An 11,714-nucleotide genomic window follows, 5' to 3' on the forward strand; every position below is an offset into this window, starting at 1 on the left:
CGCCGCCACAGCCGACAGTCTCACGCGCCATCTCGCCTGGCTCGACAAGGAGATCGAAGCGCTCGAGGACGGCATTCGCGCCGCCATTGCCGCCGACGAGTCCTTGCGCAAAGCCGAGCGGCGTCTGCGAAGCGTGCCCGGCATTGGTCCCGTCGCCGCCGTCACCTTGTTGGCGCTGATGCCAGAACTTGGGCGCCGCTCGCCAAAAGCCATTGCGGCGCTCGCAGGGCTTGCGCCCTTCAACAACGATAGTGGAAAGCGTCGTGGTCAGCGCATGATCAAAGGCGGGCGGACGCGTGTGCGCAAAGCCCTCTACATGGCGGCGCTGGCCGCCGCCAATTCGAAGACGCGTTTGGGCGATTTTGCCCGCAAACTACGCGCCGCCGGAAAACCGCCAAAACTGGTTCTCATTGCGCTCGCACGAAAAATCCTCGTTATTCTCAATGCCATCTGCCGCGAAAATGCGTCCTTCGCATGCTAACCAATACACAGTTGCCCGATCGCGCGCGTTGCGCGCGTCGGCAATGACATCCGAGCCGTGCAAAGAGAATCGTGTCACGCGCGAATTGCCGACATTCGCTCGCTATCTTCGCGACAATTCGGTCAGCATTCCGCGCAGCGGCTGAAAGTCGAAGCGCACCTCATGGCGCCCTTCCGGAATCGCGACGGCCCGGAACATGACATTCGCGCGCAGAATCGGCGCTTCCACGCCGTCGAGGTTCGCGAACCACCACGGATGCCAGACATCGTGCAAAACAAGCCAGCCTCCGCCCGGAGGCGCGCTGGCCTCGGCGACGACGCGGTCGTTCTCGTAGGAGAGGATTTTCGCCGTCGCCGGCGGCGCATTTTTGCGCGTATGGCAAATCGGCGGCGTCTCCAGGAGCACCGTCTCGCGATAGTCCGCCTCCGGCCACTCGCCGCTCTTCGTCATCGCCGCGAAATCGACGTGGATGGCGCAGGTTGCGAGTATGACGCGCGGCATGGCGCGGGGATTTTCGTAAATGTGAACGTCGCCGATGCGCGTGAGTTCGACGAAGTCGCCCGACTTGTAATTCTCATCGATCTCTTCAATGGGCACGCCGGTCGCGATAAATCGCAGGCCGAGCATGTCCGACAGGATTGAGCGATAGGCAGGATAGAGCTTGGAAAACTGGCGCTGCTCGGGAAGCGCAAGATGATCTCCGGCGCCGGTTACGTCTTCGAAGAGCCGCAGCCGGATGGGATTGTAACCGAGAACATGATCGAAGCCGTGGACGAGCGACGCGTTCGGCCAATGAAAATCGATCGCCGCAAGTTCGACGCGGTCGCGACGATCGGGCCCCGCCGTCTCCTTGAGCTTCCCGCGCAGATAGGCGATCACCGGATCCTTGCCGTCGACCCGCAAGGCGTCGAACTGTTCAGGCGGCAAGGCCGTCGATTCATTTGGTCCATTGCCGATCGTAAGATCGACGCTCATCAGCGTGGCGACCGCGGCGAGCAGATAGGGGCCGCGCAGCAGCCTGTCGCGAGTCGCGAGGATTAGCGCGATAGCGAGCGCGGCAAAAATCGCGCTTGTCGCGAGCGGCCAGGAGGCTTGGTTGAGATGGCCCTTCACGCCCGCGACAAGCAGCGCGACCGCGAACAGCGCGGCGACGGCGCCGATAAGCCAAGCCGTACGCGGCGTGGCCTCGCCCCGCTCAACGAGATTGAAGCCATAGCCGGCGAGGATCGCGAGCGTCGCGCCGAGCAAGAATGTCGCGTCGGCCGGCCGGCGCCAGAGGTCGACGCCCGGCAGATGATAGAAGAAGGCGAAGACCGGCGTGTAGCGGCCCAGGGCGTAGAGGGCGAAAAACAGCGCGGCGGCGGCGAAGAAGCGGATTTCCTTATTCGACAGGAAGCGCCTGCCCAGCGCCGCGATCAACGATACGAGCGTCAGTTCGCCCATGTAAACATTGGACATGTTGCGCGCGAGGTAAAGGTCGCGCTCGCCGACCGGGGGGCCCCAGAAGTTTTTGAGCGGGCCGTCCGTTCCGAACATATTGGCGGAGATCAGCGTCCAGAAGGAGCCCGGCGGCAACGAGCCCTTGAATGCGCCGTCGAGATCGATCTCGGGTCGGTTCGAATGCGCGGCGAGCTCCAGCGTGAACGCGAGCGGCACGGCGATGATCGTCAAACCGACAAGCGCGCCGGCCGCGAGCGGCGTGACCGCGCTGAGTTTGGGCGATTCATCGGTAGCGACGCGATAGGCGGCATAAGCGGAAAGCATCAGCACGCCTAGGAACGCGACCTGGTCCCGTCCCAGCACCAGCAGTGCGGCGGCGGCGCCAGCCGCGGCGCCGTACAGCGCCGAGCGCCGATCGAGCCCCCGCGCCAGCAGCCACAGCGTGACCGGCAGCCAGGCGAGACTCATGATCTGGCCGACATGCTGAATGCGCCATGCCGCCGAGCCGCCAAAAGCGAACGCGAGCGCAGCGAGCAATCCTCCAGCGGCGCTCCAGCCGCGATCGCGAAAATAGGCGATGAGCGCAAGGCCGCCCATGGCCAGCATGGCGAAGACGATCGCGTCGGCCAGGACGAAGGACGGCTCGGGAACGAGCGCCGCCGCCAGCAGGAAAAACGGAGAGAAGATCAGCGATTGCGGATCGGCGATCTGCGGCATCCCCGCAAAGACGTGCGGCGTCCAGAACGGCGACTGGCCGCTGTGTAGCGCATGGGCGAGAAAGGCGAATTGCGGAAAAAAATGCGCTTTCGCGTCCCAGGGAATGGTGACGCGCCCGGAAAGCCAGGGAAAGGCGAGCGCCAGCGCGCAGACGAGGAAGAACGCCGCCGCGAGGGCGTAGGGCTGACCTTCCGGGCGGCCGGCGCTTCTACCGATTCGTTGCATGGCCACAGTTCTAGCGGCTCCAGGCCGTGGCTCAAAGCCGCGCTTCAGGCGCCCGCCTGAGGCCGAAGCGCGCAGCGAGCGCGTCGATATCAACCGCCGCACGGCGCTTGTCATCCGATTCCAGCAGGAGGCGCAACCCCATGCCGCGCAGCATGTCGATAAAGGCGATGATATCGGGGTCGTCGGCCGTCCGGCCGAAGAGCGGCGCGAGCTGCTCGGCCACGCCTCGGGCGTGCGCGGCGAGCGTCGCGCGAATATCCGATTGGTCGCTTACCTGAGCCACAACGCTCAAGAAGAAGCGCATCCTGTTGCGCTCGAACATGAGCGCGCGCACCGCTTCGACAGGATCGACGTCGCTTCCGATCGAACCGCGCTTGGGCTTATGCGCCTGCGCATGCGACGCCTCGAGCGTCGCGGCGAGCAAATCCGTCTTACGCGGAAAATAATAGGTCAAATGCGACTGCCGCAGTCCGGCCGCAGCGGCGACGCGGGTTTGGGTCAGCGCAGAGACGCCTTCCTTCCTCAGGATTTTGAGCGCAGCGTCCAGAATGCGCTGACGCGCGCTTTTTTCCACCATCGCCATTCGCGTTCATTCAACCTTCGCCGCGCCAGCGTCGTATCAAAAAAAACGCGCCGCGGAAACGCCCCCGATGCTTGCGTCCAATTTGGTGTTATACCAATTTCACGCAGCACGCTGACGTTGGAGAGGATTGATGAGATTATTTCTTATTGGGATGATCAGCGCGGCGGCGTGCCTGAGCGCGCGCGCCGACGACGGATCAGAGGCGGCGCGGCGCCTGCTCTTCGAAACGTTCGACAGGCCTGAAACGCGCCTTTTCGTAGATGCTGTCGTCGTGGAAGGCGACTCCGCCGTCGCCGACTGGCGCCAGGGCGAACTCGGCGGCCGGGCGTTTCTTACGCGCAAGGGCGATGCGTGGAGCATCTCGCTTTGCGCCGGCGACGCCTTGAAAGACAGCGCCACGCTGGAAAAGCTCGGCGTTTCGAAAGCAAATGCTGAGGCGCTTTCAAAACGGCTGGCGGCCGAGGAGACGCGGCTCTCCTCCGACGTCGTCGAGCGTTTCTCCCGATTTGACGGCATGGCCGCCGTCGAAGCGGATGGGAGCCATTCGCCGCTCGACCCGCATCACAAGCCCATTCCCTGACTGTCGCTCACTGTTGCGGCGGAGCAACAGCACGCGAAAATGCGTCTCTCAGCCTGACCGAAGCGTTGCCGCGCCAAGTTTGGTATATTACCAATATTGAGGTTCGGCGCTCTCGCCGCCCCTCCTTTCACGCCTTCGGCGAGACGCAGCCACAAGGATCCGAGACAAGATGGCGGCCCTTGCGAGAACGCCTCGCTCGATGATTTTGCGGCGCATCGGGGTTCTTTGCATCGCGCTGCTTGTCGCGCTCGCGGCGGTTTCATCCTCGGCGCCGGCGCATGCCGCGCGTCCCGGGACGGCCGTGCACTGTCCGGACACTTCCCAACCTGCGCCGACGAAGCATCCGTGTGGCGGCGAGCAATGCTGCTCGCTCTGCGGTCACAGCCAGAAAGAGCTGGTTTTTCCCTTTTTCGCGTCCGTATCTGGCGCCATCGCCTATGCGCCATCCCGCGCCGCAAGGCGCGCGTTCTGCGCAATTCAGACGCCGGTCATAAAAAACGTCCGCGCACATTCGCGCGCCGCGCCGCGCGCGCCGCCCCGCTTCTCCTGATCGCGACAGTCTTCCCTTAACGATCACGCGGCGAGACGCCGCTCAGGAGATTTCCATGTTCCGGACCGGTTTGCTGCGCGGCGCCTGCGCCGTCGCACTCGTTCTTTCGCTCGCGGATTCGAGCGCCTTTGCGCAACAGAGTCTGCCGACCATCGACATCGGCGGCGCCAAGCCGCGCGTCGTCGGACACGGCGGCGGTCGCGCGCCGTCTACGGCGACAGCGCCAGCCGCCCCCGCCACATGGACGCAAACCGGCGGCGGCGGCTCGCTCACAGTGCCGTCAGTCGCCCAGCAACGCCGCGAACTCGAGCGCACCGTCGGCTCGGTCGCCTTCGTCGACGCCAATACGCCCGAGATTCAAACCCGCTACGTTCACGATCTGCGTGATGCGCTCAAGGACGTACCCGGCGTCTATGTCGAAAGCCGCTATGGACAGGAACTGCGTCTTTCGATCCGCGGCTCAAATCTGACGCGCGACTTCCATCTGCGTGGACTGGAGCTGCTGCAGGACGGCATTCCGATGAACTACGCCGACGGCGGCGGCGATATGTATCAGATCGATCCCAAATATTTTCGCGCGATCGAAGTTATGAAAGGCGGCAACGCCCTCGCCTATGGCTCTTCGACGCTCGGCGGCGCCATTAATTTCATCTCGCCCACCGCCTATACGGCGCTCGCGCCGAACATGGCGTCGCTCGAGGGCGGCAGTTATGGGACCGTGCGCGGGCAAGCGCAGATGTCGCGCATCATCGGCAATTTCGATTTTCTCATCAACGGCACGTTCACCCATGCCGACAATTACAGAAAACATTCGACGACCGACTACACGCAGCTCAACGGCAATCTCGGCTATCGCTTCTCCAATGATCTCGAGACGCGATTCTATTTCGGCGTCTATGACACGTGGCAGTTGCTGCCGGGACAACTCAATCAGTTCGACGCGCGCAACAATCCGCGACTGTCGCTGCCGCCGTATCCGCCGGGTTTCGGACCGGACGGCTTTGGCGCCAATCAGGCGCGCAACGTCAAGAACTGGCGCATTTCGAATAAGACCACGATCCTGAGCGAGTTCGGCCGCATCGACCTCAACAGCTGGTACACGCACAATTATCTCTATCATCCGATTTTCGTGGTCATCGAACAGGAAGGCGGAACCTGGGGATTCACGCCGCGCCTCACCTCGAATTTCCTCGTCGACGGCCATCCCAATGAACTCATCCTTGGCGGCCGCGCCTGGGGCGGATCGTCGAGCGATAATTGGGCCGACAACTACAATGGCATGCGGCTCAATCCCTATGGCGGGATCCCTGCGAATTTCGCCAATGCGCAGTTCTCCTTTCCGCCCTATTCTTTCAACGGACTCGCGCAATTTGGCGCGGCGAATTCCTGCTTTGGCTTCTGCGGCCTGTTCATCAATCCCGGATTGGATCCGCGTCTCCGGAATAATCGCGCGACGGCGCTCAATCTCGAAGCCTATTTCGAGGACCGCCTGCACATCACGCCGCAGCTCATCTTCATGTTCGGCGCCAAGCTTTTCGCCGATACGCGGCGCTACGCGGTTCTCGGCGGCATTCCCTTCGAGCCTGTTCCCGGCGTTTCGGACCAAGTCTACCGCGGCATCGTGCCCAAGGTCGGTCTGATGTACGAACCGACGCCAGACATTCAGTTCTTCGCCGACATGACCGGAAGCCGCGACGTGCCGGACTTCATCGACCTCACGCAAGGCGTGTTTCCGCCGCCGCGCGACGGAACGAAATTCACGCCGCTCGCGGCGCAGAAAGCCTGGACCGGGGAGCTCGGCGCGCGCGGCAGATGGGACCGCTACACCTGGGACGTGACCTTCTACCATTCGGAACTGCAGGACGAACTCTTAAAATTCACCACCAATCCCGGCCTCGGCATTCCGGCGACGACCTTCAACGCCAAACGCACCATGCACCAGGGCGTCGAATTCGCTGCGAGCGCCGAACTCTTGCGCGATATTTTCGCGCCGGATGCGGGCGACGCGCTGAAGCTGTCGCAGGTCTGGACCTGGAACGATTTCCGCTTCGTCGGCGATCGCGACTTCGGCGACAATACGCTGGCCGGCATTCCGCGCCACGTCTTGCGCACCACGCTGTCCTATTGGCGGCCCGACGGCCTCTATCTGGCGCCGCAGATGGATTGGGTTCCGGCGGGCGCTTACGTCGACTACGCCAATACGCTGCAGGCGCCGGGCTATGTCTTGCTGGGCGTCCAGGCGGGCATGAAGCTGCCCTATGGTCTCTCGTTCTTTGTCGAGGCGCGCAATCTGACCAATCGCCACTATATCAGCGACGTGACCACGATCGTCGACGCCCGCGGTCTCGATCCGCGGGTCTTCTATCCGGGCATGGGGCGGGTGATCTACGGAGGCTTGCGCCTCGCGTTCTAGCTCGGCGAGTTTGGGCGATCGGCGCGACGAGCCATATATAGGGCTGGCGCGCCGGCCGCCTTCGCCGGTCCGATCAGGGCGCAATCCTTGTCGATTGACACGACGCTGGAAAATCTCGCCGCTGGGCGGACAAGCGCGCCGATGCTGCGCGTCGAGGGCCTGCAAAAATCCTATCCGACGCCGCAGGGCCGCATTCCCGTGCTGCGCGGCGTGGACTTCACGCTCGCCGCCGGCGCCAGCCTGGCGCTGACCGGCGAATCCGGCAGCGGCAAGAGCACGCTGCTCCATCTGGTCGGCGCGCTCGACGACGCCGACTCCGGCGAGGTCGTTCTCGACGGCGTCGCGCTGACGCGGCTGTCGGAGAATGCGCGGGCCGCGATCCGGCGGGAGAAGATCGGCGTCGTCTTTCAGCAGTTCAATTTAATCCCGAGCCTGACCGTCGGCGAAAACTTAGGTTTCCAGGCGCGACTTGCTGGGCGCTACGAACCGGCGTGGCAGGAAGAGCTCACCGCCCGCCTCGGCCTTGCGACGCTCGCCGCTCGCTATCCCGAGGAGCTGTCCGGCGGGCAGCAGCAGCGCGTCGCCATCGGCCGCGCCCTCGCCGTACGCCCCAGGCTTCTGCTCGCGGACGAACCGACCGGCAATCTCGACGAAGCGACCGGCGACGCCGTCATGGCGCTCGCGCTCGACCTCGTCGCCGCGACCGGCTGCGCCTTTCTGATGGCGACGCACAGCGAACGCCTCGCGGCGCGGCTGCAACGCCGCGTGCGGCTGGAGGCCGGTCTTCTGGCGACGCAATGAAAGAGACGCTCTGGACGCTCGCCGCGCTGATCAGCCACTGGCGCCGACGGCCGGGCAATCTCGCGACGCTCGTGCTCGGCCTCGCCATCGCCACGGCGCTCTGGAGCGGCGTGCAGGCGCTGAACGCTCAAGCGCGCGACAGTTATGACGCCGCGACGAACGCGATTTCGGGCGGCGGCGCAAGAACGCTCGTCGCCGCTCGCGGCGGCCTGTTTGACCAGCAGCTCTTCGTGAGACTGCGTCGCGCCGGCGTCGACGTCTCGCCATTGCTGGAAGGCGTCGTCCGAATTGGCGAAAAGAATATCCGGATCATTGGCGTCGAACCGCTGTCGCTGCCGCGCCGCTCGCCGATCGCCGACAGGCGGGCGCGAACGGATGTGATCGAAGATTTCTTTTCCGGTCCGGGCCGCGGCTTTGCCGCGCCGCAGACCTTGCGCCGGCTCGATCTCGCCGAGGGGGCGCAGCCACGAACCGAGCGCGGCCAGCAACTGCCGCCGCTTGCGGCGCTCGCCGAAGCGCCGCCCGGCGCGGTCATCGTCGACATCGGCGTCGCGCAGCGCCTGCTCGATCGACCCGGTAAACTCTCGCGTCTCGTTATCCTCGATGAGGAGATATTCGACGAGGCGCGGCTTAAGCCAATCGCCGGCGATGCGCTGCGGCTGGTCGCGCCGGATGATGATAGCGATCTCGCCCGCCTGACCGACAGTTTTCACCTCAATCTCACCGCCTTCGGCTTTCTTGCGTTCCTGGTCGGACTGTTCATCGTGCACGCCGCTTACGGCCTCGCCTTCGAACAACGGCTGGCGACGCTGCGCACCCTACGCGCGCTCGGCGTTGGGCCACCCCATCTCGTCGCGGCGATGGGCTTCGAAATCGCCGTCCTGACGCTCCTCGCGGGAGGCGCGGGCGTCCTCGGCGGTCACGCCATCGCGCAGGCGCTTCTGCCGGATGTCGCAAAAAGTCTCGAGAGCCTCTACGGCGCGCAAATCTCCGATCGCCTTGCGCTCGATGCGCGCTGGTGGCTCTCCGGCCTCGCGATGGCGGGCGCCGGCGCGGCGCTTGCGGCGGCGAGCGGCTTGACGAAAGCATTGCGGCTGCCGGCGCTGTCGTTGGCGCGTCCCATGGCCTGGCGCGGCGCGCATCACCGCTATCTGCGACGGCAGGCGGCGCTCGCGGCGCTTGCCCTTATCGCGGCGGCCGGCGCATACGGCTTTGGCGAAGGACTCGCGTCAGGCTTCGCGATCATCGGCTTGGCGCTTCTTGCCGCGGCTCTTTTCTTGCCCGTTGGACTTGCCGGCGTCCTGGCGCTCGGCGAGCGTTTCGCGCGCCGGCCGCTCGCCCGCTGGTTCTTCGCCGACGGACGCCAGGAAATTTCCGGTCTTTCGCTTGCGCTAATGGCGCTACTGGTTGCGCTTGCGACCAACATCGGCGTCGGCGGCATGGTCGAGGGCTTTCGCCAGACGTTCGATCGCTGGCTCGACGCGCGCCTCGTCGCCGAGGTCTATTTCGAGGCGGCGACGCCCGCCGACGCGCGCGACATCGAGGCGTGGGCGCGCACGCAGCCCGACATCGCCGCGATCCTGCCTATCTGGCGCGCGAAGACGCGCATCGGCGGATGGCCCGTCGACGTCCTCGGCATGACGCCTCACGAAACCTATACGGCGCATTTTCCCTTGCTCGACGCCACGCCGGACATGTGGACGGCGCTGCACGCGCAGGACGCCGTCCTCGTCAGCGAGCAATTGGCGCGCCGTCTCGGTCTGACGGTCGGCGAGACGCTCGACATACCGACGTCGGGGCGAGACTGGCCCGCGCGCATCGTCGGCGTCTTTCCCGATTACGGCAATCCGAAGGGCCAACTGCGCATCGATCACGAAAAGCTGACGCGCTATTTCGACGACGCTTCCGGCGTGCATTACAGCCTGCGCGTCGATCCGGGCGCCACGACGCGCGTCATCGAAAACATGGAGCAGCGCTTTGGCGGAAAAATCACGCGCATCGTCGATCAAGCGGAAGTCAAAAAGCTGTCGACGGACATTTTCGAGCGCACATTCGCCGTCACGACGGCGTTAAACACGCTCACGCTGATCGTATCCGGCGTCGCGCTTTTCGCCAGCCTGCTGACGCTCAGCGACATGCGGCGCGCCCGCATCGCGCCAGTTTGGGCCCTAGGCGCGACGCGGCAAAAGCTCGCGGCGCTGGAAATGGCGCGGGTCGTGGCGTTCGCCGCCGGCGCCGCGGCTTTCGCGATCCCGCTTGGGCTGTTCATGACTTGGTGCCTTGTCGCGATCGTCAATGTCGCCGCCTTCGGATGGCGACTCCCGTTCCATATGTTTCCGGCGCAATGGCTTGTGGTTTCCTGCATCGCGCTCGGCGCCGCCGTCTTTGCGGCGATGATTCCCGTCGCCAGGCTCGCCCGCGCCGCGCCGACCGGCCTGCTCAGGGTCTTCTCGAATGAACGCTAGGACCCCGAAGGCTTCTCCCGAACGAAGCTCGGCCATTTCGAGGCGATCCGCGCTTCTTCTCGCGCTGTCGTCGAGCGGCGCGCTGGCGCAGGGTTTTGGCGGACTTGGCGCGACGGCGCCCGGCTTTGCGATTCCCCGACCTGGAACGCAGCTCGCTTTTCCAAGAGACCACGGCGCGCATTCCGATTTTCGCACCGAATGGTGGTACGTCACCGCAAATCTAAACGGCGATGACGGCGCCGCATATGGCGTGCAGTGGACGCTTTTTCGCTTTGCACTGCAGCCGAACGCGGCGCGGGCCGGCTGGGAGGACCGCACCATATGGATGGGCCATGCGGCCGCGACGAGCGCCAATGAACATCTCTTCGCGCAGAAATTCGCACGCGGCGGAATTGGACAGGCAGGCGTCGAGGCGGCGCCCTTTCGCGCCTATCTCGACGACTGGGTCCTTGAAACGCGCGACGATTCCGCTGACGCCGGAATCGAGCGGCTGCGCGTTTCCGCGGGGGACAGAAATTTCACCTATGCGCTCGACCTGACAGCGTCGGGGCCGGTCGTATTGCAAGGCGAAGCCGGCTACAGCCGCAAATCCGAGGCTGGACAGGCGTCCTATTATTACAGCCAGCCGTTCTTCACGGCGCAAGGCTCTGTCGCGCTCCATGGCCGCAAAATGCAAGTCTCCGGCCGCGCCTGGATGGATCGCGAATGGTCGAGTCAGCCGCTGGGCCCCGATCAAAAAGGCTGGGACTGGTTTTCGTTGCACCTCGAGGGCGGCGCCAAGCTGATGCTGTATCGCATGCGCAGCGTCGAGGCGGCGTCGTTTCTCTTTGGAAATTGGATCGACCCCGAGGGCGCAACGTCGATGCTCCCGCGCGACGACATCGTGCTCGAGCCTTTGGAGACGACGCGCATCGCTGATCGTGACGTGCCGATCCGCTGGCGCGTGAAGATCAAAAGCCGCGGCGTCGACGTCATCACGCAGCCTCTAAACCCGAGAAGCTGGATGGGAACCGATTTCGCCTATTGGGAAGGTCCGATCCGCTTTACCGGTTCGCACAGCGGCGAGGGCTATCTTGAAATGACGGGCTATTGAGATTCCGCGGCTGTGCGAAAAAAGTTCATAAGAACGCCTCGCGTGTCGCGAAGCTTCTTCAAATGCACGGCGGCGAGCTCCGACAGCCGCCGTTCGCCCGCCCGCGTGATGACGACGAGCGATCTACGACGGTCGGTCGGGTCGGTCTTCCGCCTGACAAGCTTCGCCTGCGCCAGACGCGAAACCAGCTCCGCCGCGCTGTGATCGCGAATCATCAGCTGCTCGGCGAGTTCGCCGACGCTAATGTGTTTTGCGCCGCGATAGGTGCGCACCACCAGAAGCGCCTGATACCATTGAACGGTCACGCCATGGTCCGCGGCGACCTGTTCGCTGAAGGCCAAAAACCTTCGCAAGGCGGAGCGAAAT

The 11,714-nt window shown here is 64.5% G+C and carries 9 protein-coding genes; 6 read left to right on the top strand and 3 right to left on the bottom strand.

Features of this window, described 5'->3' with window-relative positions; genetic code table 11:
• On the top strand, positions 1-481 hold a 481-nt coding region (locus IYX23_RS14685), incomplete at its 5' end, for a transposase (protein WP_196398847.1).
• 102 nt (positions 482-583) lie between these two features.
• Here the strand turns inward: IYX23_RS14685 and IYX23_RS14690 are convergent.
• Together IYX23_RS14690 and IYX23_RS14695 are read right to left on the bottom strand one after the other, a co-directional pair.
• Complete coding sequence (locus IYX23_RS14690) at positions 584-2,863, bottom strand: YfhO family protein (protein ID WP_196393754.1); 2,280 nt, start codon at positions 2,861-2,863, stop codon at positions 584-586.
• Between the two features lie 31 nt (positions 2,864-2,894).
• Positions 2,895-3,446 (bottom strand): TetR family transcriptional regulator, encoded by a 552-nt coding sequence (locus IYX23_RS14695; protein WP_246716832.1) that lies wholly within the window; start codon positions 3,444-3,446, stop codon positions 2,895-2,897.
• A 130-nt stretch (positions 3,447-3,576) separates the two neighbouring features.
• On the opposite strand from IYX23_RS14695, the gene IYX23_RS14700 reads away from it, so the two are divergent.
• The 5 genes from IYX23_RS14700 to IYX23_RS14720 all read left to right on the top strand — a co-directional run bounded on the left by IYX23_RS14700 (position 3,577) and on the right by IYX23_RS14720 (position 11,348).
• Positions 3,577-4,026 (top strand): copper uptake system-associated protein, encoded by a 450-nt coding sequence (locus IYX23_RS14700; protein WP_196393730.1) that lies wholly within the window; start codon positions 3,577-3,579, stop codon positions 4,024-4,026.
• 605 nt (positions 4,027-4,631) lie between these two features.
• The gene (locus tag IYX23_RS14705; protein ID WP_196393729.1) at positions 4,632-6,989 is read left to right on the top strand and encodes a TonB-dependent receptor; all 2,358 of its coding nucleotides are present in this window, start codon (positions 4,632-4,634) and stop codon (positions 6,987-6,989) included.
• Positions 6,990-7,130: 141 nt separating this feature from the next.
• Complete coding sequence (locus tag IYX23_RS14710) at positions 7,131-7,790, top strand: ABC transporter ATP-binding protein (RefSeq protein WP_196393752.1); 660 nt, start codon at positions 7,131-7,133, stop codon at positions 7,788-7,790.
• A complete protein-coding gene (locus IYX23_RS14715; RefSeq protein ID WP_196393728.1) occupies positions 7,787-10,255 on the top strand; it encodes an ABC transporter permease in 2,469 nt (822 codons plus the stop codon). The genes IYX23_RS14710 and IYX23_RS14715 overlap by 4 nt, the downstream gene beginning before the upstream one ends.
• The gene (locus tag IYX23_RS14720) at positions 10,245-11,348 is read left to right on the top strand and encodes a lipocalin-like domain-containing protein (RefSeq protein WP_196393727.1); all 1,104 of its coding nucleotides are present in this window, start codon (positions 10,245-10,247) and stop codon (positions 11,346-11,348) included. The genes IYX23_RS14715 and IYX23_RS14720 overlap by 11 nt, the downstream gene beginning before the upstream one ends.
• On the opposite strand, the gene IYX23_RS14725 is transcribed toward IYX23_RS14720, so the two are convergent.
• Positions 11,342-11,689 carry a MarR family transcriptional regulator gene (locus tag IYX23_RS14725; protein ID WP_246716835.1) on the bottom strand — a complete coding sequence of 116 codons (348 nt, stop codon included), beginning with the start codon at positions 11,687-11,689 and terminating at the stop codon, positions 11,342-11,344. The two genes, IYX23_RS14720 and IYX23_RS14725, sit on opposite strands and share 7 nt — an antisense overlap.
• Between the last annotated feature and the right edge of the window lie 25 nt (positions 11,690-11,714).

This window comes from Methylocystis sp. L43 (genome assembly GCF_015709525.1).
GTDB lineage: Bacteria > Pseudomonadota > Alphaproteobacteria > Rhizobiales > Beijerinckiaceae > Methylocystis.

Bases quoted from the DNA above. Each gene is read 5' to 3' on its own strand.
- IYX23_RS14705 (WP_196393729.1), top strand. From the start codon at position 4,632: ATGTTCCGGACCGGTTTGCTGCGCGGCGCCTGCGCCGTCGCACTCGTT.
- IYX23_RS14700 (WP_196393730.1), top strand. From the start codon at position 3,577: ATGAGATTATTTCTTATTGGGATGATCAGCGCGGCGGCGTGCCTGAGC.
- IYX23_RS14715 (WP_196393728.1), top strand. From the start codon at position 7,787: ATGAAAGAGACGCTCTGGACGCTCGCCGCGCTGATCAGCCACTGGCGC.
- IYX23_RS14690 (WP_196393754.1), bottom strand. From the start codon at position 2,863: ATGCAACGAATCGGTAGAAGCGCCGGCCGCCCGGAAGGTCAGCCCTAC.
- IYX23_RS14720 (WP_196393727.1), top strand. From the start codon at position 10,245: ATGAACGCTAGGACCCCGAAGGCTTCTCCCGAACGAAGCTCGGCCATT.
- IYX23_RS14710 (WP_196393752.1), top strand. From the start codon at position 7,131: ATGCTGCGCGTCGAGGGCCTGCAAAAATCCTATCCGACGCCGCAGGGC.
- IYX23_RS14695 (WP_246716832.1), bottom strand. From the start codon at position 3,446: ATGGCGATGGTGGAAAAAAGCGCGCGTCAGCGCATTCTGGACGCTGCG.